This is a genomic window from Alloalcanivorax dieselolei B5, from assembly GCF_000300005.1.
Lineage (GTDB): Bacteria > Pseudomonadota > Gammaproteobacteria > Pseudomonadales > Alcanivoracaceae > Alloalcanivorax > Alloalcanivorax dieselolei.
The window spans coordinates 1,032,348-1,058,322 of record NC_018691.1 but is presented as its reverse complement, the minus strand read 5'-3'; the positions used below and the strand labels follow the sequence as shown (position 1 = coordinate 1,058,322).

The window sequence follows — 25,975 nt, the reverse complement described above, 5'->3', positions numbered from 1 at the left end:
CCATTTCGTTAAGGGTTTATTTTCATGTAGAAAGTGACGGCTTGACATTCAAGCGCCGCCAGGAGGGAGTGAGGAATGAGCATTATCAGCCATTATCAGGCCCGGTTTGACGCCACTCAGCAGGAGGAGTTATCCCTGGAGGAGTATCTGGCGCTCTGCAAGAGCGACCCCAGCGCCTACGCCAGCGCTCCCGAGCGCATGCTCATGGCAATCGGTGAGCCTGAACTGGTGGACACCTCCAAGGATCCACGGCTTTCCCGGATCTTTTCCAACAAAATCATTCGTCGCTATCCCGCCTTCGACGAGTTCTACGGCCTCGAAGAGGTCATCGAGAATATCGTCAGCTACTTCCGCCACGCCGCCCAGGGGCTGGAAGAAAAGAAACAGATTCTCTACCTGCTGGGCCCGGTTGGCGGCGGCAAATCCTCCCTGGCGGAGAAGCTCAAGGCGTTGATGCAAAAGGTGCCGTTCTACGCCATCAAGGGGTCGCCGGTGAACGAGTCCCCCTTGTCCGTGTTCGACGCTGACGAGGACGGCCCTATTCTCGAGGAAGAATATGGCATCCCACGCCGTTACGTGCGCACCATCATGTCGCCCTGGGCGGTCAAGCGTTTGCACGAATACGGCGGCGATATCAGCCAGTTCCGGGTGGTGAAATGCTACCCCTCCATACTGGATCAGATCGCCATATCGAAAACCGAACCCGGCGACGAAAACAATCAGGACATCTCCGCTCTGGTGGGCAAGGTGGACATTCGCAAACTGGAGGATTTCTCCCAGGACGACCCGGATTCCTACGCCTTCTCCGGCGGCCTGTGCCGGGCCAATCAGGGCCTGATGGAATTCGTCGAGATGTTCAAGGCGCCGATCAAGGTGCTGCATCCTCTGCTCACCGCCACCCAGGAGGGCAACTACAACGGTACCGAGCACATGGGCGCGATCCCCTTCGACGGCATCGTGCTGGCTCACTCCAACGAAGCCGAGTGGCACACCTTCAAGAACAACAAGAACAACGAGGCGTTCATCGACCGTGTCTACATCGTCAAGGTGCCTTACTGCCTGCGCGTCACCGAAGAACAGATGATCTACGAGAAGCTGTTGCGCAACTCCAGTCTGCGTGACGCTCAGTGCGCCCCGGACACGCTGCACATGCTGGCTCAGTTCTCGGTGTTAACGCGGATCAGCGAACCAGAGAATTCCAGCATTTACTCCAAGGTGCGCGTTTACGACGGTGAGAACCTGAAGGACGTGGACCCGAGAGCCAAGTCGATTCAGGAATACCGGGATATGGCCGGCGTCGACGAAGGCATGGACGGCCTGTCCACCCGTTTTGCCTTCAAGATCCTCTCCAAGGTGTTCAACTTCGATCATTCCGAGATAGCGGCCAACCCGGTGCACCTGATCCACGTTCTCGAACAGCGCATCGAGCAGGAGCAATTCCCTCAGGAACGCCAGGAGCAATTCCACCGCTTCATCAAGGAATATCTGGTTCCGCGCTACGTGGAATTCATCGGCAAGGAAATCCAGACCGCGTATCTGGAATCCTACTCCGAGTATGGGCAAAACATTTTCGATCGTTATGTCACTTATGCCGACTTCTGGATTCAGGACCAAGAATTCCGTGACCCGGATACCGGCGAAATCTTCGATCGCCAGTCACTCAATGAGGAACTGGAAAAAATCGAGAAGCCGGCGGGCATTTCCAACCCGAAGGATTTCCGCAACGAGGTGGTCAACTTCGTGCTGCGGGCGCGGGCCAACAACAGCGGCCGCAATCCGAGCTGGCTCAGCTATCAGAAGCTCCGTGATGTCATCGAAAAGAAAATGTTCTCCAATACCGAGGAGCTGTTGCCGGTTATTTCCTTCAACCCGAAAGGCAGCGAAGAGGATCGTCGCAAACACGATAACTTCGTCAAACGCATGATGGATCGCGGCTACACCGAGAAACAGGTTCGGCTGCTTTCCGAATGGTACCTGCGGGTCCGCAAGGCGCAATGAAAGGCAGTGGACAGTTGATAGTGGACAGTTGACAGCGCGCGGCACGACGCCAAGTCAATTCAGAGGCCGTGCCCGCGCATAAACGCCATTGTAAAACCACTGCCACAGTGGCCGAGTGTGGAGAGCCTAATGAGCTATATCATCGACCGGCGTCTCAACGGCAAGCACAAGAGCGCAGTCAATCGGCAACGGTTCCTGCAGCGCTACCGACGCCATATTCGCGAGGCGGTCAATGATGCGGTAGGGAAGCGCTCGATCAAGGAAATGGAACAAGGCGAGCGCATCGTCATTCCCCGCAAGGACATTTCCGAGCCCAACTTTCATCATGGCCCCGGCGGGCAGCGCAACATCGTCCACCCGGGCAACCGGGAGTTCCAGCAAGGCGACCGCATCAAGCGCCCCAGTGGCGGTGGCGGCCAGGGCAGCGGCTCCGGCCAGGCCAGCGACAGTGGCGAAGGCGAGGATGATTTCGCCTTTGAAATCGACCCACAGGAGTTCCTGAACTTCCTGTTCGAGGATCTGGCGTTACCCAATCTGGTCAAGCGCCATCTGGAGGGCACCCGCACCTTCCAGATCCGCCACGGCGGCATCGTCAGCCACGGTATGCCCGCCAAGATCAACATCGTCCGCTCCATGCGCCAGGCCTCCATGCGCCGGCGCGCGCTGACCGCGGCCAGCCGGCGCAAACTGCGCGAATTGGAGGCGGAACGGGAAACCTTATTGCAACAGGACCAATCTCCTCAGCGCCAGGCCCGTCTGGCGGAACTGGACGAGCACATCGAGCGCCTGCGCCGGCGTATCGACCGGATCCCCTTCATCGATACCGTGGATCTGCGCTACAACCACCACATCAAGGTCCCCGTGCCGGTGAGCCGGGCGGTGATGTTCTGCATCATGGATGTCTCCGGTTCCATGAATCAGGACATGAAGGACCTGGCAAAGCGTTTCTTCCTGCTGCTGTACTTGTTTTTACAAAGGAACTACCAGCATACAGAGGTGGTGTTCATACGCCACCACACCAGTGCCAAGGAAGTGGATGAGGAAGAATTCTTCTATTCCCGGGAAACCGGCGGCACCATCGTTTCCAGTGCACTGAAGCTGGCCCGGGACATCATCAAGGAACGTTACCCGGTGGAAGAGTGGAACATCTACGGGGCCCAGGCCTCGGACGGCGATAACTGGAACGACGACTCCCCCGGCTGCGCCGAGTTGCTGGAGAAGGAATTGCTGCCCCGCATGCAGCACTTTTCCTACGTGGAAGTGATGCCCCGTGCCCATCAGGCGCTCTGGGACCAGTACGAGGGCATCATGGACCGACATCCGGATGTCTTCTCCATGGCGCAGATCGACGACCCGGCGGATATTTATCCGGTTTTCCGCCAGCTATTCCATAAACGCATGGAGGCCGCCTGATGCTGTTGTCCACCGGCTCCGACTGGGACTTCAACCTGCTTGCCCGCTATGACGAGGCCATTTCCGAGCTGGCGCACGGCAAGTATGCTCTGGACACTTACCCCAACCAGATCGAGGTCATTTCCTCGGAACAAATGATGGACGCCTATTCTTCCGTGGGCATGCCGGTGGGCTACCATCACTGGTCCTTCGGCAAACAATTCGTGGAGGTGGAAAACCGCTATCGTCGTGGGCAAATGGGGCTGGCTTACGAGATCGTGATCAACTCCAACCCCTGTATCGCCTACCTGATGGAAGAGAACACCATCACCATGCAGGCACTGGTGATCGCTCATGCCTGCTACGGTCATAACTCCTTTTTCAAGGGCAACTACCTGTTCAAATCCTGGACCGACGCTTCGGCGATCATCGACTATCTGGTGTTCGCCCGTAAATACATCGCCGAATGCGAGCAGCGCCATGGCGTCAACGCGGTGGAGGATATCCTTGATTCCTGCCATGCCCTGATGAACTACGGCGTGGATCGTTATAAACGCCCGACGCCGATTTCCGCCCAGGAGGAGCGGCGGCGCCTGCGTGAACGGGAAGCGGCCTTGCAGCAGCAGGTCTCCGAGCTGTGGCGGACTTTCCCGGATCTGCAGCCCGCGGCTCAAAGGCGCGAAAGGAACGAGCGCTTTCCCCCGGAGCCCCAGGAAAACATTCTCTACTTCATTGAAAAGAACGCACCGCTGCTGGAACCCTGGCAGCGGGAGGTCATCCGCATCGTGCGCAAGATGGCCCAGTACTTTTATCCGCAGCGTCAAACCAAGGTCATGAACGAGGGTTGGGCCACGTTCTGGCACTACACCCTGCTCAATGATCTCTATGATCAGAAACAGGTCACCGACGGTTTCATGCTGGAGTTCCTGCACAACCACAGCCAGGTGGTCTATCAGCCGCCTTTCGATTCCCAGTACTACTCCGGCATCAATCCCTACGCGCTGGGCTTCGCCATGTTCCGCGACCTGCGACGCATTTGTGAGAATCCGGAGGATGAAGACCGTTACTGGTTTCCCGACATCGCCGGCAGCGACTGGGTGGCGACGCTCAAGTTCGCCATGGAAAGTTTCAAGGACGAGAGCTTTATCCAACAGTTCCTGTCCCCGCGTCTGATCCGGGAATTCAAACTGTTCAGCCTGTTGGATGATACCGAGAAGGAATACATCGAGATCAATGCGATCCACGATGAGCGCGGCTATCAAAAGGTGCGCAACAAACTGGCCGAGCAATACAACCTGAGCATCCAGGAACCCAATATTCAGGTTTACGAGGCCAATGTACGCGGAGACCGGTCGCTGGTGTTACAACACGTCCGCCAGCACCATCGTCCCCTGGACGAAAGCAGTACCCGGGAAGTGCTCAAGCACCTGCACCGATTGTGGGGATTCGACGTGCACCTGGACAGCGTGGACAACGGCACCGTGGTGGAACGTCAGTCGATTGAAGGCGGGCAATAAATAAAGGAAAGCTTCGAAGCCATTGTAGGAGCCTGCCTTGCAGGCGAATTTGTTGGCAGAGATCCCATTCGCTTGCAGGGCAAGCTCCTACAGCCTCCTTTTTGGCAATCTTTGAATTCAGATCAGGATCGCTGATCGTGAGCGGAGGGGCGCCCCTCCGCTCACGGGCCGCGCTTCGATCAATCAGCCTGCCAGCAGATTGTTCAGGCGATTGCGAATGGTCTCGGTGCATTCGCTCATGATCTCCTGCACCAGCTCGTCGCAGGAGGGGATGCTGTGGATCAGCCCCTGCACAATGCCGCTGGTCCAGATACCGTAATCCACGTCACCTTCGGTCAGCGACACCTTGCCGCGGGTGCCGGCGACCATGTCGCGGATCAGCTCGAACTTCATGTCCTTGCCGGCTTCACGCTCGATCTCATTGACCTTCTCCGCCACCTTGTTCTTGTAAACCCGGGCGGTGTTGCGCAGCGGACGGTACACCAGCGCGGTATCCAGTTCGCTGGCTTCGACGATGGCCTTCTTGATGTTCTCGTGGATCGGCGCTTCCTTGGTGGCCATGAAGCGAGTACCCATGTTGATGCCTTCCGCGCCCAGCGCCAGGCAAGCCGCCATCTGCGTGCCGGTACCGATACCACCGGAGGCGATCATCGGGATATCCAGCACCTTGGCCGCCGCCGGCAACAGCACCAGGTTAGGCACATCGTCCTCACCGGGGTGGCCGGCACACTCGAAACCGTCCACGGATACCGCGGAACAACCGAGTTTCTGCGCTTTGAGGGCATGCCGCACGGACGTGCACTTGTGAATCACGCTGACGCCGTTCTCATTAAACTGAGCCATGAAGGGCTCCGGGCTACGGCCGGCGGTTTCCACCACCTTGATGCCGGCTTCAATGATCACCCGCACGTATTCCTCATAGGGCACCGGCTTGATGGTCGGCAGCAGGGTCAGGTTGACGCCGAACGGCTTGTCGGTCATCTCCTTGCAACGGCGGATTTCCTTGTCCAGGTCTTCCGGGGTCGGCTGAGTCAGGCCGGTGATAATCCCCAGAGCACCCGCGTTGGAAACGGCGGAAGCCAGCTCCGCATAACCAACGTTCTGCATACCCCCTTGAACGATGGGGTACTCGATGCCCAGCATCTCGGTAATACGTGTTTTCATGAAACTATCTCTCCCGTTGAGCCAGGGGCGGTCGGACAAAGCATCGGCCGGTGACGCCGCGATGACGGATGGCGCGCTGGTGTCCACATGCCCGAATCAGGCAATGATCCGAATCAAACAATGACGAAGCACTAAACCATGGCCCCAAGCCCGGTTCAATGGTGATAAACGCCATGTAGATTGTCATTTCCCGTCATCGCCTGTCCTCTTTCGCCAACAGGAATGCCACTTTTGAGCCCTCTCCGACCCCGCCAAACATCGCGCGTGTCCCGGAACTGAGCAAGCAGGCCAGAAAATAACCGTTCGCATCGAATTCGAGCGCATTCCCGGCCCCAGCGGTTTTCCGGCCAGACCAGACATGACATTCTAATGTTTACCTGGAAGCGATAGCGAACACGATGGATATCTATCTTGTCGGTGGTGCGGTCCGCGACGAATTGCTCGGACTGCCGGTCAAGGAGAAAGATTGGGTGGTGGTGGGCGGCACCCCCGATACTCTTTTGGCACAAGGCTACAAACCCGTGGGGAATGACTTCCCGGTGTTCCTGCATCCGCAGACCGGCGAGGAGTACGCTCTCGCCCGCACGGAACGCAAGCACGGCCAAGGCCACGGCGGTTTTCTCTTCCACACCGCCGGGGACGTGACGCTGGAAGACGACCTGAAGCGCCGGGATCTGACCATCAACGCCATGGCCAGGGCCGGTGATGGCCGCTTGATCGACCCTTATAACGGTCAAAACGATCTCAAGGAGCGGTTGCTGCGCCATGTGTCCCCGGCTTTCGCCGAGGACCCGCTGCGGGTTCTGCGGGTGGCCCGTTTCGCCGCCCGCTATCACTGGCTCGGCTTTCGCGTGGCCCGCGAAACCATGGATCTGATGACCGACATCGTACTGGCGGGCGAACTGCAGCATCTCAGCCCGGAGCGGGTCTGGAAGGAAACCAGCCGAGCGCTCATGGAACGCTCACCGCAGATGTTCTTCCGCGTCCTGCATGAATGCGGCGCGCTGGCGGAATTGTTTCCGGAACTGGCCAACCTGGACGGTATCCCCCAGTCTCCGGATCATCATCCCACCGTGGACGTCCTCACCCATCAATGGCGCTGTCTGGCTCAGGCGGCGCGGCAGAATCTGTCCCTGACCGGCCGTTACGCCCTGCTCTGCCATGATCTCGGCAAAGCCAGCACACCACCGGACCGCTGGCCGCGCCATCAGAATTACGAAAGGCAGAGCGAAACCCTGGCGCTGGAAATGTCCCGGCGATTACGGGTCCCCAGGGAAATGGCGGACGCCGCCGCCGTCATGGCGCGCTGGCAGAACCGTGGACGTCGCGTCCTCAAGTTGCGCCCGCCAAGGGTATGGGAAGTCCTGCACGCGCTGGATGTGATCCGCCGCCCGCGCCGGTTGCGCTTCTTCGTCGACGCCTGCGAGGCGGATTACCGCACCTGCCAGGCCGACCCCAAAGCGCCCTTCCCGCAGGGCGAATTTCTGCTCGGCGTCGCTGAAGTGGTCCGCACCGTGGACGTGGCGGGGCTGCGTCAGGCCGGTCTGTCCGGCCCGGCGCTCGGCCGCGCCCTGGAAAGCAAACGCATTCGCGCCATCCGCCTTTACCGACAGGAGTTCGTGGAAAAATGGCCGCTCCCGTAGCCCTGGTCACCGGTGCCGCGCGCCGCATCGGCGCCCGCATTGCCCGTCGCCTGCACCAATCGGGCTACGATGTGATCGTTCACTACCACCACAGCGAAGAACAAGCGCGAACCTTGGTGGAAAACCTCAACCGACAGCGCAACGACAGCGCGGCTTGCCTGTACGCGGACCTGGTGGTTCCCGACCAGGTGCGGCAACTGGCCGCCGAAGCCCTGGCCCTGAAGCCCGGCCTGCGATTGTTGGTGAACAACGCCTCCCGGTTCTATCGCACGCCTTTGCATCAGGCCAGCGATGAGGACTGGGATCAACTGATGCACAGCAACCTGCGGGCGCCGTTTCTGCTCAGCCAGGCACTGGCTCCCACCCTGAAACAGCATCACGGCGCCATCGTGAATCTGGTGGACGTTTACGCTGAAAAACCCCTGCGAGAACATCCGCTGTACTGCATGGCCAAGGCCGGGCTGGCGATGATGACCCGCGGCCTGGCCCGGGAACTGGGCCCTGAAGTACGCGTCAACGGCGTGGCGCCCGGGCCGATTCTGTGGCCGGAACAGGGACAGGAATCCCAACAGGCGATTCTTGATGCCCTACCGTTGGGCCATGCCGGCGACCCGGATGACATCGCCAACACGGTGCTCTGGCTCGCCGATCAGGCTCCTTACATCACCGGGCAGATCATCGCCGTGGACGGCGGCCGCTCTCTGTCCTTCCCCGGCGCCTGAAGCCGGCCGCCGGGGATTGGCACTGGCGTCCTTTGCCGCTATCGTTAGTAACCAAGACCGCAGCGACGGAGGACGGCCGTGGGGGCCGCCCGTCAAAATATCAACAATGCGGTTGATCCTGTCGACTCAGGGATGGAGTCCAGCGTAGGCCAGCCTTGTCTTACCGTTCCATCCCCCAACCGGGCCGACAACGCCTTATTTCGGTTTAGAGGGATACTCGCATGTCACTTTTCACTATCGGCTCCACCCGTGCGCGGGCGCTGACGCCTGTCTTACTCGCCTCTGCCCTTGCCGCCTGTGGCGGCGGCGGTGGTTCCTCCGGCTCGGGAGGTGGTCAAGAGCCCTTCGTCAGCCTGAATAACGAGAATACAGGCCCGCTGCTCTATCTCGCCCTGGAGGGCAGCCTGGGAATGGTGCCGGTGCAGATGCATGCCATTATGCTCCCCGATTTAGAGGGGGAGTGCACCCAAGGCTCTATCACCGTTGTTTACGGTACCAACGACATTCCCACCAGCGCCACCGCCAATAATTGCACCCTTAGTGGCGAAAACACCGACCCTGTGACCCTGGCGGGCACCGTCCGCTACGACTTTGAAGGTGACTCCACTTTGGAAGTCGACACCAGCGGTTTCAACTTGGTAGCGGGGAATCCTGTAGAGGCCAACATCCTGATCAGTGGAGAATTCGACTACGCTATGGACGCCGTCGATCATTTCGCTGATACGGATCTTCAGATAGATGCTCAGGGCCCCAGCCAGAGTGGCGAAGGCGAATACAACGCTAACTGGCACGTGGAGGATCTTAAAACCACCTGGGACTACTCGTCTGAAAATGTCATCTATACGGTAGAAGGGACGCTCCTGGTGAACGGTAGAAGCGAGAAAGTCAGCATCACCACCGCAGACCCGCTAACAAGAAACCTGGACCAGGAATTCTGCCCCGAATCCGGCGAAATCCGACTGCGCGGCGCCAACAACACGCACGCCGAGGTTTTGGTGGAGCACCGGGACGGTATCGTCGTGACCATCAATGGTGTCGCCACCAATTACACTTGCGAGCAGTTCGAAGCTTATATGATCGAAGCGGAGAACTCCTTCATTCAGTGATATCGCCATCGGGCCAGCGGAACGGCACTTGCCAAAGCCGCTGGCCCTTGAAGTCGGTTTCCGCCAGCAACTCCCGGTAGCGGCGCCCATTCTCCGGGTGCCGCGTCTCCGGCGCCAGATCCGCCAGCGGACGCAGCACGAACGCGTGCTTTAGAATTTCCCCGCGCGGCAGCTTGACGCCATCCACCTCGCCAACCGCATCGTCGTAGGTGAGGATGTCGATATCCAGGGTGCGGCTGGCGAACTTCTTCTCGCCGCGTACCCGGCCGTGACCGCGCTCGATATCATGCAACGCCCTGGCCAGCTCCCCCACCGGCAGCGCCGTATGCAGAGCCACCACCAAATTGAAGAACGGGCTGCCCTTGAAGCCCACCGCCTCACTTTCATACACCGGGCTCAGCCTCAGCTCACCGAACCGCTCCGCCAGCGCATTGAGACCGGAATGGATATTGTGTTGCCGGTCGATGTTGGAGCCGAGACTGAGAAACACCTCCGCCATCAGGAACGCTCCCCGCGCTCGATGATCACGCCAACATCGCGGGCACCGCGCAGGGCGCCTGGTTTGCTCAACCGCAATCGCAGCCAGGGCACATTGAATTCCTCCAGCACCAGCGCCGCCACCTGCTCCGCCAGGGTTTCCACCAGTTGGAATTCGCTTTCCTCGATAAAGGCGATCAGCCGCTTGCTGATGCTTTTGTAGTCCAGGGCGTCATCGATGTGATCGGTGGCGGCGCCCTTGCGGATATCCGCGGCCATCTCCAGATCCAGGCTGACGGTCTGACGGATACGCCGCTCCCAGTCGAAAATGCCGATCACCGTATCGACTTTCAAATCATTGATATAAACGATGTCCATGCTGTTCCTCGGTCCGGGTGACGCGCGATAAGCGGCTTGTGTGTACAATGTCCAGCCTGTTGATTCGGGGATTATAGCCGGTGGTTGCCATGGCATTACAGGAAAGCTGGGGTTGGTTGCTGTCTTTATGCGCGGTGGCGTATCTGCTGGGTTCGATTTCCAGCGCCATCCTGGTCTGCCGTTTATTCGGTTATCCGGACCCGCGTACCCAGGGTTCCAGCAACCCCGGCGCCACCAACGTGCTGCGCATCGCCGGCAAGCCAGCGGCGGCACTGACCCTGCTCGGCGATGTACTGAAAGGGGTGATCCCGGTACTGGTGGCACGGGCCCTGGACCTGTCAGCGTTCGCCGTGGCGCTGGTCGGCTTCTGCGCTTTCCTCGGCCATTTGTTCCCCTTGTTCTTTCAGTTCCGCGGCGGCAAAGGCGTGGCCACCGCCTTTGGCGTGCTGTTCCCGCTGCACTGGCCCAGCGGCCTGGTGGCCGGTGCGGTATGGCTGGTGGTGTTCGGGGTGCTGCGAATTTCCTCGGTGGCGTCGCTGAGCGCCTTCATCGCGGCGCCCATCTGCCTGTGGTTCTGGCTGCCCGGCGCTGCGGCGCCGATGGCCGCCCTGACCGTGATCATGATCGTGCGTCACCGCGCCAACCTGGCCAAACTGCTGCGCGGCGAGGAATTGGGGTTCAGGAAGAAAGGCTAGTTCCCGGCGAGTTGACAATTGACAGTGGACAGTTGGCAGCGAAAAACGGAAAACCGCCATTCTTCAGTTGCTGAGGGAAACCAGCCAGGCAGTGGAGCCTTTCAAGGCGTGGTGGGTATCAGCGGGCATCCACCCGCGCCAGCTCCGCCAATGGCCAACGGGGCCGTACACTGACGCCCAGCCCCTCCTGACGCTCGCCGGCAGCCAGCCGCAACGCCCCCGCGTAAGCGATCATCGCGCCGTTATCGGTGCAATACGCCAGCCCGGGGTAATACACCTTCACCCCCAGCTTGCCCATGGCCTGAGCCAGTCGCTCGCGCAACATGCCATTGGCACTGACGCCACCGGCCACCACCAGGCGCTTGGCGCCCGTGGCCTGCATGGCCCGGCGGCACTTGATCACCAGGGTGTCCACTACCGCTTCCTGGAACGCCAGGGCCACATCGGCGCGGTCCTGGTCATCCAGCACGGTGGCGCCGCCCAGATCGTGAATGGTGTTGAGTGTGAAGGTCTTGAGGCCCGAGAAGCTCATATCCAGGCCGGGCCGGTCGGTCATCGGCCGGGGAAAACGAAAGCGCCCGGCCCGCCCCTGCTCCGCCAGACGGCTGATCGCCGGCCCACCGGGGTAGCCCAGCCCCATCATCTTCGCCGCCTTGTCGAAGGCTTCACCGGCGGCGTCGTCCACCGACTCGCCCAGAGGGACGTATTCGCCCAGGGCGCGGGCTTCCAGCAGCAGTGAGTGCCCCCCACTGACCAGCAGCGCGACAAAAGGAAAGTCCGGGGCGTCGTCTTCCAGCAACGGCGCCAGCAGGTGCCCTTCCATATGGTGCACTGGTAACGCCGGCACGCCCCAGCCGTAGGCCAGAGCGCGGGCCACACCGGCCCCCACCAGCAAGGCCCCGGCCAGCCCCGGCCCGGCGGTGTAGGCGACACCGTCCAGCTCCCGGGCGCCAATGCCGGCGTCGGACAGCACCTGGCGCAGCAGCGGCAGCAATCGCCGCACATGGTCACGGCTGGCCAGTTCCGGCACCACACCGCCATAGACCGCGTGCATGTCGATCTGACTGAACAGGGCCTGGCTCAACAGGCCCTGTTCGGTGTCGTACACCGCCACGCCGGTCTCGTCGCAACTGGTTTCGATGCCCAAAACGCGCATTTAGCCACCTCAAAAAGCGGAATCCGGCCAGCGGCGCACCCGCCGGCGAGGGCCGGCATGATAGCCCGGCGCGCCGCCATTTGCATTTACCTGCCGGTCGCGGGTAGAATTCGCGCCCTGCCGCCTGGGTGGCCGTCCCCATGACGTTTGCCCCCGAGGGACCACCTGAGCCCGTGGCGGAACCCACACAACTCAACACTTTTTAGGTAGGTGATACTTCATGCCTCAGGTGAAAGTAAAAGAAGGCGAACCCTTCGACGTGGCCCTGCGCCGCTTTAAGCGCTCCTGTGAAAAAGCCGGTGTTCTGTCCGAAGTCCGCCGTCGCGAGAACTACGAGAAGCCGACTCAGGAACGCAAGCGTAAGCGCGCTGCCGCGGTCAAGCGTCACCTGAAGAAGCTGCAACGCGAGCAGCTCGCTCGTAAGCGTCTGTACTAAGACCGTTTCCGGTCTTTGACCATGAGCGCGATCAAAGCACAGCTCGCCGACGCCACCAAAGACGCCATGCGCGCCAAAGACAAGGCGCGTCTGGGCGTTCTGCGCATGGCCATGGCGGCGCTGAAGCAGATCGAAGTGGACGAGCGCATCGAAGTGGATGACGCCCGCGCCCTCGCCGTGCTCGATAAACTGGTCAAGCAGCGCAAGGATTCCGCCGGTCAGTACCGTGACGCCAACCGTCCGGAACTGGCCGAGGTGGAAGAAGCGGAAATTCTGATCCTCCAGGAATTCCTGCCCCAGCCCCTGAGCGATGCCGAAATCGAGGCATTGATCGACGAGGCCATCACCAGTACCGGCGCCGCCGGCATGGGTGACATGGGCAAAGTCATGGGCTTGCTCAAGCCCAAACTGCAGGGCCGGGCCGACATAGGCGCGGTTAGCGGCAAGGTCAAAGCCAGGCTCACTGGCTGATTCCGGACCCGGCACGCGGTTCCCGTCCATCCCCGACGGCGCCCTCATCAGCCGCTGTGTGCCGGCCTCCACCACCACTCTCTCATTAGCCGGACTTGCCATCAGCCCGGGTGAGTCGGAATATTCTTCCCATGGCCGGTCTGATTCCCGAACATTTTATTCAGGATCTTCTCGCGCGAATCGACATCGTGCCGCTGATCGACGCCCGCGTGCCGCTGAAGAAGACCGGACGCAACTATTCCGCGTGCTGCCCATTCCACCAGGAGAAGACGCCGTCGTTCACGGTGTCCCCGGACAAGCAATTCTACTACTGCTTCGGCTGTGGCGCCTCCGGCGACGCCCTGCGCTTCGTCATGGAGTACGACCACCTGTCCTTCCCCGAGGCGGTGGAGCAGTTGGCCGGCCGCGCCGGTGTGGACATCCCGCGTGAAGAGCATCACGACAGCCGTGAGGAAAAAGCGCGCCGGAGCCGGCTGCAAACCCTGTACGATTTGCTCGGACGGGCGGAACGATACTATCGTCAGCAATTAAAAAGCGCTCCGGACCGGCAAAAAGCGGTGGCTTACCTGAAAGGCCGGGGGCTCAGCGGCGAGATTGCCGCCCAATACGGTCTCGGCTTCGCCCCGCCCGGCTTTGACAATCTGATAACCGGGCTGTCACTGGACCAGGCCGGGCTGGAGCAAGCACTCACTGCCGGCCTGCTGGTGCGGCGCGAGGACACCGGCCGGGTTTACGACAAGTTCCGCGACCGGATCCAGTTCCCGATCCGGGATGCCCGCGGCCGTACCATCGGCTTCGGTGGCCGGGTGCTCGGCGACGGCAAACCCAAATACCTGAACAGCCCGGAAACCCCGGTGTTCCACAAAGGCCGGGAACTGTACGGGCTGTGGGAATGGCGTCGCAGCCGCGACCGCAGTGATCGTCTTTACGTGGTGGAGGGTTACATGGATGTGATCGCCCTGGCTCAGCATGGTGTGCCCAACGTGGTGGCGACCCTCGGCACCGCCACCAGCCCGGAGCACTGCCAGACCCTGTTCCGGCAAGTGAACGAAGTGGTGTTCTGCTTCGACGGCGACAACGCCGGAAGACGCGCCGCCTGGCGGGCTCTGGAATCCACCCTGCCGGCCCTGGACGATGGCAAGCAGGCGCGTTTCCTGTTCCTGCCCGACGGCGAGGACCCGGACACCCTGGTGCGCGCTCAGGGCCCGGAGACCCTGCTGGCACTCACCGAGAAAGCGGACACCCTGTCCAGCTATCTGTTCCGGCACCTGTCCGAGGGGCTGGACCTGGACACCGTGGACGGCCGGGCACGCCTGGCGCGGCTGGCGCTCCCTTACCTGAGCAAGCCCTCGGGGCCGTTCTACCGGGCGCTGCTGGAGGAGGAACTGGCGCGGCTGACACGGCTGGAGCGCTCCTCTCTGGAGCGACTGCGCCAGGAATCACCAGCGGAACCCCCGCCCCGGCCGGCCCCGGCACCCAGGCCAGCGGCACCGCCGCCCCGAGCCGCCCGCCATACGGACCATGCGGACCAGCCGGATTGGGACGACGCACCGCCACCGGACTTCCCGCCGGCCATGGCGGACGAACCGGACCCTGCCCCGGACCGCCCGCACCTGGGATCGCGCGCCCGCCGGCCCGGCCTGGGCCTGGTGGAACGACTGGTCCTGCTGCTGCTCTCCCACCCCCAGGTGGTGCGCGACCGCCCTCTTCCCGAAGGGGTCGAGGAATTGGATCTGGCGCGGGTCGACCTGCTGCTGCAGGTGGCCGGCGCGGTGCGCGAGCATGCCACCCCAGCGGCGGCGTTGGGCGCCATCATGGCACTGGAACAAGGCGAGTCCCTGTCCCGCCTGCTGCGTGAGGCGCTGAAGCCAACCATGGACGACGATACCGCGCGGCGGTACTGGGACGACGCCCTGCATCGCCTGCATACTCTTGCATTGGAACAGACTTTGAAAACCGAGGAAGCCCGCCCCAATCCGGACCTGGCGCGGCTTTCAGAGCTTCACCGGGCACTCGCCAGAGCGCGAGCCGGACACCAGGCGGAACCATAGCGGGGGTCTTGTGATCACTGGCTCAACCCCCCATATCAGCGTATAATACGCCGTTTTCCCAGGACCACGGCTCTTCCAACTACGGGCATTTCGCATGACGACTCAAAAGCAGCAACAGCAGTCACAGCTGAAGCAGTTGATCGCGCTGGGCAAGGAACAGGGCTACCTGACCTACGCCGAAGTGAACGACCACCTGCCCGAGTCCATCACCGACACGGACCAGGTGGAAGACATCATCCAGATGATCAACGACATGGGCATCACCGTGGTGGAAAAAGCCACGGATGCCGATGAGATCATGATGGGTGAAGGCGCCGACAGCACCGACGAGGTTGCTGCCGAGGAAGCCGCCGCCGTACTCGCCTCCGTGGAGAGCGAGCCGGGCCGCACCACTGATCCCGTGCGGATGTACATGCGCGAAATGGGCACCGTGGAGCTGCTCACCCGGGAAGGCGAGATCGAGATCGCCAAGCGCATCGAAGAAGGCACCCGTGAAGTCATGCACGCCCTGGCTTTCTGGCCCGGCGCGGTGGAGATGGTGCTGGATGAATATGACCGTATCCTGTCCGAGGAACGCAAGCTGACCGACGTGATCGCCGGTTACCTGGATCCGGACGACGACGGCGCCGCCGCCACCAACGCCAACAAAGAGCCACGCTTCAATCAGAAGAAGCAGGCCGAGGCCGCGGAAAAGGATAAGGATAAGGACGACGACGACGATGACAAAAGCGATAGCGACGACGACAGTGAAGAAGATGAGGGCGGTCTGGACCCGGTACTGGCCGCGGAACGCTTCGGCGAGCTGAAGAAGCTCCACGAAAAAGCCGAACGGGCGCTCAAGCGCAACGGCCGTGACCATGCCAGCAGCGCCAAGGCGCTGGAGGCGCTGGCCGGGCACTTCACCCTGTTCAAGCTGGTGCCGCGCATCTATGACCAGCTGCTGCAAGGTGCCCGTACTCACCTGGATATCGTGCGCAAGTTCGAGCGCCAGATCATGGCGCTGGCGATCCGCCGTGCCGGCGTGCCGCGCAAGGACTTCGTACAGCAATTCCCGGGTAACGAGACCAACCTGGAGTGGGTCGCCGCCCACGCCAAGACCAAAAGGGCCAAGGACTACTCCGAGCGCCTGCTGGCGGTGGCGGAAGACATTCAGCGCAACCAGCGCAAGATCATCACCGTGGAAGAAGTCATCGGCCTGCCGGTGGCGGACATCAAGGAGATCAACCGTCGCATTTCCATCGGCGAAGCCAAGGCCCGCCGCGCCAAGAAGGAAATGGTTGAAGCCAACCTGCGGCTGGTGATCTCCATCGCCAAGAAGTACACCAACCGCGGCCTGCAGTTCCTGGATCTGATCCAGGAAGGCAACATCGGCCTGATGAAGGCCGTGGACAAGTTCGAATACCGCCGTGGCTACAAGTTCTCCACCTACGCCACCTGGTGGATCCGGCAGGCCATCACCCGCTCCATCGCGGACCAGGCGCGCACCATCCGTATCCCGGTACACATGATAGAGACGATCAACAAGATCAACCGGGTACAGCGCCAGATGCTGCAGGAAATGGGCCGCGAGCCAACTCCGGAAGAACTGGGCCAGCGCCTGGAAATGCCGGAAGACAAGGTCCGCAAGGTGCTGAAAATCGCCAAGGAGCCGATCTCCATGGAAACCCCGATCGGTGACGACGAGGATTCCAGCCTGGGCGATTTCATCGAGGACGGCAACGTGGACTCCCCGGTGGATTCCGCCACCTCCCTGGGTCTGGAGGAAGCCACCCGGGAAGTGCTGGCCAACCTCACCGCCCGGGAAGCGAAAGTGTTGCGCATGCGCTTCGGCATCGACATGAACACCGACCACACCCTGGAAGAAGTCGGCAAGCAGTTCGACGTCACCCGGGAACGGATCCGGCAGATCGAAGCCAAGGCTCTGCGCAAGCTGCGCCACCCCTCTCGCAGCGAGCACCTGCGCAGTTTCCTGGACGCGGATATGTAACTCGTTATATAACTACCGGCCCGGACGGCAACCGCCATCCGGGCCTTGTTTTTTCGGGGATAAACAAAGACACAAAGGACACCGGCACCTCGCCACCGAGACCGCCGGCCGGGGCAGGACACCACCTCCCGCTGTTGCACATCCTCCGAGTTCCAAGGGCCTATAGCTCAATTGGTTAGAGCAGCGGACTCATAATCCGTTGGTTCCAGGTTCAAGTCCTGGTGGGCCCACCATTTCCATCCACGACATCGCCAAATTTTTTTGCCCTGACGGCGAACGGCCGATGACGCCGGCCCGCTTAAGGGCGCCGCTGTCGAGCCGGCCGATCAAACCCTGAGCTCGGCGGGGAAACCTAGTGGGCTTGTGCCTCATCCTTGCCCCGCAAGCGCCCCACCAGACTCACCGCCGCCAGCACTATCAGGCCGGCGACCAACCCACCGATCAGATTCACCAGCACCGGTATCGCCCAGGATACTGCCCCGGCCAGTTCGCTCAGATGGTGCACCCAGTCGTGGGAACCGGGAATACCGTGAACCAGAATGCCACCACCGACCAGGAACATGGCGATGGTGCCCAGCACCGACAGGGTTTTCATCAGCCACGGGGCCATCGTCAGCAATCCCCGGCCGACGGCAACACGGGCCGAAGCGGCAAAACGGTCCTCGGGGGTTTTCATCAGCAACAAGCCGGCGTCGTCCAACTTGACGATGCCGGCCACCAACGCATACACCCCGATGGTCAGCAGCACGGCAAGGGTACTGAGAGAGATCACCTGCACCCCGAAACTGGCGCTTTGCATGGCGCCGAGGGAGATCACGATGATTTCGGCGGAGAGGATGAAGTCGGTACGAATGGCCCCTTTGATTTTCTTTTTCTCGAAGGCCACCAGATCCACCTTGGCGTCCTGCAAGGCTTTGAGCCGCTCCTCACGGCTATGTTCGTCCTTGCTGTGCAGGAACTTATGCAGGACCTTCTCGGCACCTTCATAGCACAGATAAGCCCCACCGATCATCAACAGCACGGTGATCGCCCACGGCGCGAAGGCGCTGATCAGCAGCGCCGCCGGCACCAGAATCACCTTATTGAGCAGAGAGCCTTTGGCCACCGCCCAGACCACCGGCAACTCCCGGTTGGCGCGCACGCCGGATACCTGTTCGGCGTTCAAGGCCAGGTCGTCCCCCAGCACGCCGGCGGTTTTCTTCGCCGCCACCTTAGTCATCAGGGATACATCGTCGAGCAACGTGGCGATGTCATCGATCAGCGCCAGCAAACTGGTTCCTGCCATACTTCTCTCCTTGGGGACGGGCCAACGCAAGAAAATACACGGGACAACCCTGATGCCGCAAACCCGCGGGTCTCCAATTCGTCGTGTTTTGCACTTGGCCGGCCTGGCCGTCCATGCCAGATTCGCCAGGTTCCGTTTCCTCATAAGGAGAACAACCATGGCCTTTTTCCCTGTTCGCCGTCACTGGCTCGCTCTGCTCGGCACCACCGTGGTGCTGACTGGTTGCGCCCATTTCTCCGACAGCGACGCGCCACCGGCATCCATGGAAATCGCCCGGGGCCCGGCCGGACTGGATTTCTACACACCGCCCTCCCCACTGCCTGAAGGTCACCATGGTGATCTGATCCGGGCCCGGGTACTGGAAAACAACGCGGCCCTGCCCAGCGCCGCGCAAAACTGGCTGACGCTATACCGCTCCACCGACCTGGACGGCAACGCCATCGCCGTAAGCGGCACCGTGGTCATTCCCAAAGGCACGCCACCGGAGGGCGGCTGGCCGGTGATCAGTTGGACCCACGGCACCACCGGCATCGCCGACCGTTGCGCCCCTTCGCGCAATGACGACGACTATCCTGCACGGGGTTATGTGGATTTGATGAACGAGACCCTGGATCAATGGGTGCGGCGAGGCTACGCGGTGGTGAAAACCGACTACCAGGGACTGGGCACACCGGGTGTCCATCCCTACCTGGTGGGCGAAGCGGAAGCCCGGAGCGCCATCGACATGGTCCGCGCCGCCCGTCAACTGACGCCGGATCTGAGCCGGGATTGGCTGGTCATGGGGCACTCTCAGGGTGGTCAGGCGGCGCTCTACACCGCTTATCTCGGTCCGATATACGCCCCGGAACTCAACCTCACCGGCGCCATCGCCATTTCTCCCGCGTCTCATTTGAGCGCTCAGATTCAATACGCCCTGACTCATCCTGAGATACGCTCGAACCCTTACGGCGCTTTAATGCTGGTCGGCATCACCGCCGCCACCCCCAAGGTGGATCTGTCCACGCTGCTCACCGAAGAGGGTCGCAAAAGGATCAAACAGGTGGATGAACGATGCGTTGGCGAGATGCGCGGCGAGGATGGCTGGACCCTGACGGTGGCGGAACTGAGCGATCTGGAAGCGGATTGGCGGCCACTGGTCCAGGCCGTGGCCAGCCTGGAAGATACCGAAAATCTGCGTCCGTCAGTGCCGCTGTTGATTCTGCAGTCCGATGACGACAAGGCCGTACTGAAACCCCTCACGGATAAGTTGGTGGCCCGCTACCAGTCCCTGGGTCTGGATGTGGAATACCGCACCTACCACATCGAGAACCAGGACCAGGCCTACACCAGCCACCAGATCACCGTGCCGGTGTCACGTCCGGCCGCCATGGTCTGGGCGCAGCGGCATTTGCCGGCGGGACGCTGAGCCAGACGGCCGCCCTCAGGGCGGCCGCTTCACGGGACGGCGCCCCTTCGTCTGCATGCCGCCAGGATAGCCAGCAACGCCAGAGCGGCCCCACCGATGCCGCCACCATTGCCCGAGCTCTCTTGGTGACCTCCCAGGGTGTTTTCCACCGGCGCCACGCCGAAGGTCAGAACACCGGCCACCGGGTTCAGATCCCAGGGGCCATTGTCATACAAGCGGATCTCCAACGTATGATCATCGAGTCTTTGATACGCATCGGACGCCATTACTTGATAGCGTTCGTTGCCGTCGATGGCTTGGGTGGCGTACAGCAGAAGACGCGAAGACTCCGGCAGCGTTGCCTGGAAGGTAAGACGCACCGTCACCGGGTCGCTTATCATGGCGCTCGCCTGCATGTCGAACCGTATGAATCCGTATTGGTATTCCAGCCCGGCATCGCCGCGCGTGGTATCAGGAATCGCGGAGTCTCCGTCCGGGTCCGTGGCCAGGGACATATAGCCGCTGGTGACGCCGGTAAAGCGCCAGGGCTCGCCCACGGAAGCCTCGGCGGTGGTGCCCGACAAGGCGTCCCCGGTCACCTGCCGTCCCGGTATACCGTCGAGCAGCGCCGCGCCGGCTACCAACCGGGGATCCTGAGCCGCCTCGCCAGGCTCCAGGGCATCGATGACACCGTCCGCATCCGAGTCCAACGGATTCTCCGGATCCGCCCCCAGTTCCTCCGCATCGGGCAAGCCATCACCGTCAGTATCCGCGTTATCGGCATCCGGATTAAGTCCCAGCTGTTCCTTCAATTGGTCGCTGATGCCATCACCGCCGCTGCTGCTGCCCTCCAGGCGGGCACTGCCCTCGAAATCCGGTTGCACGGTCATCGGGAAAACCCCCACGATCTGCGTGCCGGGAATCCCATCGGGCACGCCACCCGGCTCGTCATCCACGGTAGTAATCACGACAAGATTCGGATTGTCCGGATCTTCGGTGATCTCGAAGGTGGTGCTGGTATCGGTGCGAGGATTACCCACATTGGGGTTATAGATCTGAAAGCCGTGATAAACCGTGTAGGTGCCGTCCAGATTATCGGTAAACCCGGCGGTGAGGCGATCATCCCCTTGCCCCTGATTACCGATGGATTGCACTTCGTAATCGAACCCCACGGTCAGGGTGGTACCGCGAATCAATACCCAGTCTTCATCGAAGTTCCAGCTCCAGTCCGCATTTTGAATGCCTTTGCCCAACACCAGCTCACTGCCGGCCTGGCAGGCACCGGGGCAGCCGCGCATCGTGATCAGATGCTGCCCGTGGTAGATGCCGGTCAAACCGGGAGTCCCGGCCATCACCGCGCTGCCAATCATCAACAGTGGTGTGACCATCAAAGCGGCCTTCAACTTCATACTATCCCCCTCCCTTGTTCCGTATCAGGGACCTACCGCACCGGCCATTTACCATCGGTAGGTCACGCCGGCGTAGCCGTGAAATTCCGCGCCAGGCACGAAGGTCGGAGCGGTCAGGCTGGACTCGGGATCTTCCGCCGACAGTCCACGCACCACATAGGCGGTCTGCCAGGTCTCGTTGGTGAGATTGCGCAGATCCAGGAACCACTCCCAGGACGGCGTTGGGCGGTATGACAAAGCGGCACCAAGAAGCAGATAGCTGTCCTGCTTCAGCCCCGCGTTGTAGTGATCGACATGGGTGTCTTGCGGCTGCCAACGGGCGGACAGTGTCAGTCCAAGCCGCCGCGACCAGTGGTACCCCAATTCAGCGGTCACCAGGTGAACCGGAATGCCGGCGATCCGCTTACCGTCATACCGCCCGCCATGGAAGCGGAAATCACTGTAGTTGTAGACGCCCCGCACGGAGAACCAGTCTCCGGAGCGGAGCAGCCCACGCCCGCTTCGGGCGCTCATCGCCAGTTCAACACCCTGATGCACCGTGTCGTGGTCGTAGTTCACCGTGGTGCCATCAATGGCGAAGTTCTGCACCTCCGCGATCAACTCGTCCTTGACCCGCGAATAAAAGTACGCCCCTTCCCAGGCGAACGACCCGGCAATCCGCCGGGTACCCACTTCAAAGGTGTTCGCCATTTGCATTTCGAGGGGCTTGGTCATCAGATACAGGCTCGCCGGCGATGCCGGCACCGACCCCGGCCCCAGATCCACCAATTGCCAGAAGGTGGGTGCTTCCGAACTCCGGCTCACATTGGCGTAGTAATGCGTACCGGCGGAGGGCGAATAAATCAGTCCGAGCTTTGGATTGAGAGCGCGATAGGTCAGCTCGCTGTCGAGCAGGCCAGGGGCTCTCTCATCATCGACGTTCCGTTGGTGCCACGCATACTGAAACGCGGCCACCGCCTGCCACCGTCGGGACAGGGGATAATTGACTTGCGCTCCTCCGACCACGTTGCTGGCCCGCAAATCGAGATCGGCGAAGCGCCTCTCCAGACTGCCGTCGTCGGGATGCACCAGATAGTATTCCCTGGGCATGGCGCCAGAGTTGGCGGACAGGAACACCTGATAGCGAGTCTCGGTTCCGTCCGTATTGGGAACAAACACCTCCGTCCCGTAATCCAGACCGAAATTGCTCGCCTCGGTATTGGCTTGCCAGGCCGGATTCTTGAACCGGTCCCGTATCGATTCGCCATACACCCCCAGGCTGTGGGAAGCCCGTTCCGTGTACCAGGTGGTTTTGTTGGCCAGTCTGGTCTGCCGGGTTTCCCGTTCCGGCTGGCGCACCCGGACGTTGAGAAAATCCTCTGTGCTTTTATTGTCCGGATCGGCGTAGTCCCCCATCACCGAATCCGGATCGGACAAGGCTCTTTCCTTGGTCAGAAGAAAGGGAATATCGAAGCGGTTGTCCGCCACATTCAGGTAGGTCCGGTTGATCCAGTTCCCGCCCCGGTATCCGACGTTGGCAACGAAAGTGTTTCTTTGCGCACCGCTATGGCTTCGCCAACCGTCGGACGCCTGATAGCCGGCCCGTATATAGCCATCCCATCTCTCGCCTTTCTCGGCCAGAGCGACACTGCCCCGCCAGGTGTTCCAGGAGCCCCCTTCCAGAGAGACCGAGGACGAACTGTTTCGCGCCGTGCGCATATTGAAATCAATGGCGCCACCCAGAGTGGTACCCCCGTAACGGAGCGCATTGGCACCTCTGTATACGGAGACCAGGCTGGTCTGCTCGGGGTCGATCAAACCGATAATGAAAGAGCCGTCCGCCTGGTTGATTGGCAGACCATCATAAAGAATCTGCACGCCACGGCTGACCGGATTATCCTGAATGCCTGATCCACGGATATTCAGTCTGGGCTGATCATTGCCGCCGAAGAACTCCTGAATGATGATCCCCGGCTCGAAATCCAGCACCCTGGCCAGGGTAGCCTGGCTGCCCTCCTTCTCTTCGGGATCGATCAGATTGGTCGCGCCGGGCACGTCATCGAGCCGGCGTTGCAGCTCCCGCTTTTCATGTACCGCTTCGTTGCCGGCTTCGACCGTCACCGGGTCCAGGCGGTTGGGCTCCGCCGCCAGAGCGGTGGTGGCGATGAGCAGGCAACACGACAAACAACGCCTGATCATCACCCCACCTCCCACGGAGAAGAGGACGGATCGGTCAGGCCAGGTAGAACATGGCCTTGGCCAACACCACAATCAGCACCATATGGATGAACACACTGTAGTGGGTAATCTTGAAGCGCCGGGAGTTCATATTCCCGCAACCAGCCGCCCGGATGGCGGTAATGAAATGCACCAGGACGCTCAGCGCGAGCACGATCTTCACGGTTAAAAGCGTGGAAAAAACACTGGAGAATGGCGGATACCAGCCTGCCCAATACACCCTCACCAGTAACCCGATCCCGGTGAGGAAGAGCAGCCCCACCACATAGGGCATGATCTTTCGCGCTCTTCGGTGAATGCCCTCCTCCACCAGCGTCATCATGCCCGCGGGCAGATACCGGCGGAGGTTCTCCAGAAAGATCACCTCGAACGCCACGATGCCGATAAAGAGGATCGCGCAGAACAGGTGCAGGGTGATCAACACTCCGTATTCCAATTGAATGCTCTCTCGTTAACCGGTCAGGAAATCGAATCATTGCTCACGAACCCCCTGAGCCTCAATGATATTTGTCATGGTGGAAAGGGGCACCAGGTGCCCCAAGGCGTCGGCGCTCCTACCTCTTTCGACGGATGAGCAAGAGCGAAATCAGGCCCAACAATCCCAGGGGAAGGGTGCCGCCGCCCCCGGAGCCGGAGCCGCCACCATCGGTTCCGCCGCCATCATCACCGTCATCGGTATTACCACCGTCCGTTTCCCCGCCGGAATCGGCCGGCTCGGTAGTGGCAAGCACCAGATTGACCAGCCGCCCGCCATCTTCGTAGGGGTATTCGTCCGGCAAAACGGTAATGTCCTGATCTTCATCAATGGGCGCGAACATATGAGTGGAAACCGTGAACTCGACAGTCTGTTCATCGACTCGGGTAAGCGGCACTTCGGCGGCCACGCTGGCCCAGATGGTGGGCGCCAGCATCTCCTCCCCGTTGATCACCTCAGAGGTGCTGTTGAGAACGCGCCGCACGGTAAACAACCGGAGCCCTTCCGGAATGCCCCCGGTAAATTCCAGCCGCATCGGCGGAGCATCGGGAAGCAGGCGGTAAACCACGGTACCGTCGGACAGTTCTTCGCCCAGCCTGATGTAATCGACGATGCCGGCATCGTCGAGATACTCTTCGAAGCCGGTTTCGAAGATCTCGCCGAACAGTTCGGTTCCCTGCGTACGCCACGCGCTGATTCCGGCTTCGAAGGCCGGCCAGGCCTGTTCCATTGTGGCGGCGTGGGTGTCCATCAGTGCTTTCTTGCGGGCCAGCAGCGTCCGCTGTTGCTCGGTCGGTTCATCCCCGAGACTGTCCCGATACGCCTCGTAGTCGGCCTTGCGAAACAGCCAGTCTTTCTTGGCGGAGAGATATTCCCCCGCGTACGGCTCGATGAATTCCTTGTTCCATCTGTCCCAATCGGTGTCCTTCGCGGTGGTGCTGAACTGAATCTGCCCCAGACGGTAGCTCAGTTCCGCGCCGTCTCCGGTAACTTGGGGTAAAGACTCGCCCACCGAGCTGGATTCAAAATAACGGGTGTCGATGCCGGTAACCGCATTGCCCAGTTGGAAGCGATTCCCCCTACTGTTGATCAATGTCACCAAGCGCCCGTCGAGAAGCCGTATACCGGCGGCCATGGAATCGTCTCCCACGCCTTTGACGCCTTCGATCAGGTCGGGCACGCCATCGTTGTCGGCATCGATCGGCATGGTGACGATGTCGCCGCGTCTGGCGACGTCCAGAACGGTATCAGCGGTAACGCCATAGGCCAGTGCCTGGGCATCGGTAACGCCGTCGCTGTTGCTGTCCGTGCCAGCGTCCGGATACATCACCGCGCTTTCAAATTGAGGGGACACGCGGAAAGGAAACACCGCGTTGGGTTGCCCTTCGAACATGGCGGGTAACCAGCGGCCCGGAATCATGTCCCCATCAGGACCATCCAGAGTAGTGATCGAGAGGGTGCCATCATCGGCTTCCCGTATCTCGAAATCCGTGGTGATCACACCAAGAGGGTAGCCCGCGAAATCGAGGAAGATCTGCAAGGCGAACTGCGCCGTGTAAGTGCCGTCACCATTGTCCACGAAGGTGCCGGTCACTTCGGAAAGATCGGGTGTCTGTTCCGGAAAGAGCTGTCCATCGATTCGTTCCCGGTCCGGGCTGAACAGCTGAAACGGGGGAGAGGCCGTCTGCAAGGCGTATATCCATCCTCCACCGAGGGTTACCGTGTTGTTATCGAAGTCCCACTGCCAATACTGCGTGGAACGGCTGCCTCCCAACCGGTTGTACTGGGTAGTGTTGTCATACGGACTGGTCAGCAACTGGTTGATTGGAGCCCGCGGGATCTCCGCCGGCAAGGTAATAGGACTGTTCATATGCAGGGTATAGCGGCCGATGTAGGTGCCGCCGAGATCGGCGGTCCCGGCCAGGCAAATACCGCTCTGTATTCCGATAAAAACGACGGCGTAATGCGCCACTTTTTTCAATCTGGTGTTGGCTTTCATTGCAGCGATCCTG

General features: G+C 61.0%; 21 protein-coding genes and 1 tRNA gene. 13 read left to right on the top strand and 9 right to left on the bottom strand.

Annotation, left to right across the window (positions count from 1 at the left end; translation table 11 throughout):
* Positions 1-75: 75 nt before the first annotated feature.
* From B5T_RS04805 to B5T_RS04795, 3 genes are all read left to right on the top strand, one after another.
* Entirely contained in the window at positions 76-1,998 is a 1,923-nt protein-coding gene (locus B5T_RS04805; RefSeq protein ID WP_014993340.1) for a PrkA family serine protein kinase, read from the top strand.
* Positions 1,999-2,127: 129 nt separating this feature from the next.
* Complete coding sequence (locus B5T_RS04800; RefSeq protein WP_014993339.1) at positions 2,128-3,411, top strand: YeaH/YhbH family protein; 1,284 nt, start codon at positions 2,128-2,130, stop codon at positions 3,409-3,411.
* On the top strand, positions 3,411-4,907 hold the full coding sequence (locus B5T_RS04795; RefSeq protein ID WP_014993338.1) for a SpoVR family protein: 1,497 nt from the start codon (positions 3,411-3,413) through the stop codon (positions 4,905-4,907). The genes B5T_RS04800 and B5T_RS04795 overlap by 1 nt, the downstream gene beginning before the upstream one ends.
* 183 nt (positions 4,908-5,090) lie before the next feature.
* On the opposite strand, the gene B5T_RS04790 is transcribed toward B5T_RS04795, so the two are convergent.
* Positions 5,091-6,071 (bottom strand): NAD(P)H-dependent flavin oxidoreductase, encoded by a 981-nt coding sequence (locus B5T_RS04790; RefSeq protein ID WP_014993337.1) that lies wholly within the window; start codon positions 6,069-6,071, stop codon positions 5,091-5,093.
* Positions 6,072-6,469: 398 nt separating this feature from the next.
* On the opposite strand from B5T_RS04790, the gene B5T_RS04785 reads away from it, so the two are divergent.
* From B5T_RS04785 to B5T_RS04775, 3 genes are all read left to right on the top strand, one after another.
* The gene (locus B5T_RS04785; RefSeq protein WP_014993336.1) at positions 6,470-7,714 is read left to right on the top strand and encodes a multifunctional CCA addition/repair protein; all 1,245 of its coding nucleotides are present in this window, start codon (positions 6,470-6,472) and stop codon (positions 7,712-7,714) included.
* Positions 7,699-8,436, top strand: a complete 738-nt coding sequence (locus tag B5T_RS04780; RefSeq protein WP_014993335.1) for a pteridine reductase — start codon at positions 7,699-7,701, stop codon at positions 8,434-8,436. Before B5T_RS04785 ends, B5T_RS04780 begins: the two co-directional genes overlap by 16 nt.
* A 221-nt stretch (positions 8,437-8,657) precedes the next feature.
* On the top strand, positions 8,658-9,542 hold the full coding sequence (locus B5T_RS04775; RefSeq protein ID WP_014993334.1) for a hypothetical protein: 885 nt from the start codon (positions 8,658-8,660) through the stop codon (positions 9,540-9,542).
* Here the strand turns inward: B5T_RS04775 and folK are convergent.
* Complete coding sequence (gene folK, locus B5T_RS04770; RefSeq protein WP_014993333.1) at positions 9,532-10,041, bottom strand: 2-amino-4-hydroxy-6-hydroxymethyldihydropteridine diphosphokinase; 510 nt, start codon at positions 10,039-10,041, stop codon at positions 9,532-9,534. The two genes, B5T_RS04775 and folK, sit on opposite strands and share 11 nt — an antisense overlap.
* A complete protein-coding gene (folB, locus tag B5T_RS04765) occupies positions 10,041-10,397 on the bottom strand; it encodes a dihydroneopterin aldolase (protein ID WP_014993332.1) in 357 nt (118 codons plus the stop codon). The genes folK and folB overlap by 1 nt, the downstream gene beginning before the upstream one ends.
* An 89-nt stretch (positions 10,398-10,486) precedes the next feature.
* Between folB and plsY the strand changes: the two genes are divergently transcribed.
* Positions 10,487-11,092: a glycerol-3-phosphate 1-O-acyltransferase PlsY gene (plsY, locus tag B5T_RS04760; protein WP_041716869.1), complete on the top strand. Its 606-nt coding sequence runs from the start codon at positions 10,487-10,489 to the stop codon at positions 11,090-11,092.
* A gap of 118 nt (positions 11,093-11,210) precedes the next feature.
* Here plsY and tsaD read toward each other — a convergent pair whose 3' ends face one another.
* The gene (tsaD, locus tag B5T_RS04755; RefSeq protein ID WP_014993330.1) at positions 11,211-12,248 is read right to left on the bottom strand and encodes a tRNA (adenosine(37)-N6)-threonylcarbamoyltransferase complex transferase subunit TsaD; all 1,038 of its coding nucleotides are present in this window, start codon (positions 12,246-12,248) and stop codon (positions 11,211-11,213) included.
* A gap of 220 nt (positions 12,249-12,468) precedes the next feature.
* Between tsaD and rpsU the strand changes: the two genes are divergently transcribed.
* From rpsU to B5T_RS04730, 5 genes are all read left to right on the top strand, one after another.
* On the top strand, positions 12,469-12,684 hold the full coding sequence (rpsU, locus tag B5T_RS04750; protein ID WP_014993329.1) for a 30S ribosomal protein S21: 216 nt from the start codon (positions 12,469-12,471) through the stop codon (positions 12,682-12,684).
* 21 nt (positions 12,685-12,705) lie between these two features.
* Positions 12,706-13,155 (top strand): GatB/YqeY domain-containing protein, encoded by a 450-nt coding sequence (locus B5T_RS04745; RefSeq protein WP_014993328.1) that lies wholly within the window; start codon positions 12,706-12,708, stop codon positions 13,153-13,155.
* Between the two features lie 131 nt (positions 13,156-13,286).
* Positions 13,287-15,206 carry a DNA primase gene (dnaG, locus tag B5T_RS04740; protein ID WP_014993327.1) on the top strand — a complete coding sequence of 640 codons (1,920 nt, stop codon included), beginning with the start codon at positions 13,287-13,289 and terminating at the stop codon, positions 15,204-15,206.
* Positions 15,207-15,300: 94 nt separating this feature from the next.
* On the top strand, positions 15,301-17,193 hold the full coding sequence (rpoD, locus tag B5T_RS04735) for an RNA polymerase sigma factor RpoD (RefSeq protein WP_014993326.1): 1,893 nt from the start codon (positions 15,301-15,303) through the stop codon (positions 17,191-17,193).
* Between the two features lie 156 nt (positions 17,194-17,349).
* Positions 17,350-17,426 (top strand) — tRNA-Ile (locus B5T_RS04730).
* A 119-nt stretch (positions 17,427-17,545) separates the two neighbouring features.
* Here the strand turns inward: B5T_RS04730 and B5T_RS04725 are convergent.
* A complete protein-coding gene (locus B5T_RS04725; protein WP_014993325.1) occupies positions 17,546-18,478 on the bottom strand; it encodes a DUF808 domain-containing protein in 933 nt (310 codons plus the stop codon).
* A gap of 157 nt (positions 18,479-18,635) precedes the next feature.
* Here B5T_RS04725 and B5T_RS04720 point away from each other — a divergent pair, with 157 nt between their 5' ends.
* Positions 18,636-19,883 carry a lipase family protein gene (locus B5T_RS04720; protein WP_014993324.1) on the top strand — a complete coding sequence of 416 codons (1,248 nt, stop codon included), beginning with the start codon at positions 18,636-18,638 and terminating at the stop codon, positions 19,881-19,883.
* Between the two features lie 29 nt (positions 19,884-19,912).
* Here the strand turns inward: B5T_RS04720 and B5T_RS04715 are convergent, their stop codons facing one another.
* From B5T_RS04715 to B5T_RS04700, 4 genes are all read right to left on the bottom strand, one after another.
* Positions 19,913-21,271, bottom strand: a complete 1,359-nt coding sequence (locus tag B5T_RS04715; RefSeq protein WP_014993323.1) for a hypothetical protein — start codon at positions 21,269-21,271, stop codon at positions 19,913-19,915.
* A gap of 48 nt (positions 21,272-21,319) precedes the next feature.
* Positions 21,320-23,449 carry a TonB-dependent receptor family protein gene (locus B5T_RS04710; RefSeq protein WP_014993322.1) on the bottom strand — a complete coding sequence of 710 codons (2,130 nt, stop codon included), beginning with the start codon at positions 23,447-23,449 and terminating at the stop codon, positions 21,320-21,322.
* Between the two features lie 34 nt (positions 23,450-23,483).
* Positions 23,484-23,912 carry a CopD family copper resistance protein gene (locus tag B5T_RS04705; RefSeq protein ID WP_014993321.1) on the bottom strand — a complete coding sequence of 143 codons (429 nt, stop codon included), beginning with the start codon at positions 23,910-23,912 and terminating at the stop codon, positions 23,484-23,486.
* Positions 23,913-24,042: 130 nt separating this feature from the next.
* Positions 24,043-25,962: a hypothetical protein gene (locus tag B5T_RS04700; protein ID WP_014993320.1), complete on the bottom strand. Its 1,920-nt coding sequence runs from the start codon at positions 25,960-25,962 to the stop codon at positions 24,043-24,045.
* Positions 25,963-25,975 lie beyond the last annotated feature (13 nt).

Bases quoted from the DNA above. Each gene is read 5' to 3' on its own strand.
- B5T_RS04805 (WP_014993340.1), top strand. From the start codon at position 76: ATGAGCATTATCAGCCATTATCAGGCCCGGTTTGACGCCACTCAGCAG.
- B5T_RS04800 (WP_014993339.1), top strand. From the start codon at position 2,128: ATGAGCTATATCATCGACCGGCGTCTCAACGGCAAGCACAAGAGCGCA.
- B5T_RS04795 (WP_014993338.1), top strand. From the start codon at position 3,411: ATGCTGTTGTCCACCGGCTCCGACTGGGACTTCAACCTGCTTGCCCGC.
- B5T_RS04790 (WP_014993337.1), bottom strand. From the start codon at position 6,071: ATGAAAACACGTATTACCGAGATGCTGGGCATCGAGTACCCCATCGTT.
- B5T_RS04785 (WP_014993336.1), top strand. From the start codon at position 6,470: ATGGATATCTATCTTGTCGGTGGTGCGGTCCGCGACGAATTGCTCGGA.
- B5T_RS04780 (WP_014993335.1), top strand. From the start codon at position 7,699: ATGGCCGCTCCCGTAGCCCTGGTCACCGGTGCCGCGCGCCGCATCGGC.
- B5T_RS04775 (WP_014993334.1), top strand. From the start codon at position 8,658: ATGTCACTTTTCACTATCGGCTCCACCCGTGCGCGGGCGCTGACGCCT.
- folK (WP_014993333.1), bottom strand. From the start codon at position 10,041: ATGGCGGAGGTGTTTCTCAGTCTCGGCTCCAACATCGACCGGCAACAC.
- folB (WP_014993332.1), bottom strand. From the start codon at position 10,397: ATGGACATCGTTTATATCAATGATTTGAAAGTCGATACGGTGATCGGC.
- plsY (WP_041716869.1), top strand. From the start codon at position 10,487: ATGGCATTACAGGAAAGCTGGGGTTGGTTGCTGTCTTTATGCGCGGTG.
- tsaD (WP_014993330.1), bottom strand. From the start codon at position 12,248: ATGCGCGTTTTGGGCATCGAAACCAGTTGCGACGAGACCGGCGTGGCG.
- rpsU (WP_014993329.1), top strand. From the start codon at position 12,469: ATGCCTCAGGTGAAAGTAAAAGAAGGCGAACCCTTCGACGTGGCCCTG.
- B5T_RS04745 (WP_014993328.1), top strand. From the start codon at position 12,706: ATGAGCGCGATCAAAGCACAGCTCGCCGACGCCACCAAAGACGCCATG.
- dnaG (WP_014993327.1), top strand. From the start codon at position 13,287: ATGGCCGGTCTGATTCCCGAACATTTTATTCAGGATCTTCTCGCGCGA.
- rpoD (WP_014993326.1), top strand. From the start codon at position 15,301: ATGACGACTCAAAAGCAGCAACAGCAGTCACAGCTGAAGCAGTTGATC.
- B5T_RS04725 (WP_014993325.1), bottom strand. From the start codon at position 18,478: ATGGCAGGAACCAGTTTGCTGGCGCTGATCGATGACATCGCCACGTTG.
- B5T_RS04720 (WP_014993324.1), top strand. From the start codon at position 18,636: ATGGCCTTTTTCCCTGTTCGCCGTCACTGGCTCGCTCTGCTCGGCACC.
- B5T_RS04715 (WP_014993323.1), bottom strand. From the start codon at position 21,271: ATGAAGTTGAAGGCCGCTTTGATGGTCACACCACTGTTGATGATTGGC.
- B5T_RS04710 (WP_014993322.1), bottom strand. From the start codon at position 23,449: ATGATCAGGCGTTGTTTGTCGTGTTGCCTGCTCATCGCCACCACCGCT.
- B5T_RS04700 (WP_014993320.1), bottom strand. From the start codon at position 25,962: ATGAAAGCCAACACCAGATTGAAAAAAGTGGCGCATTACGCCGTCGTT.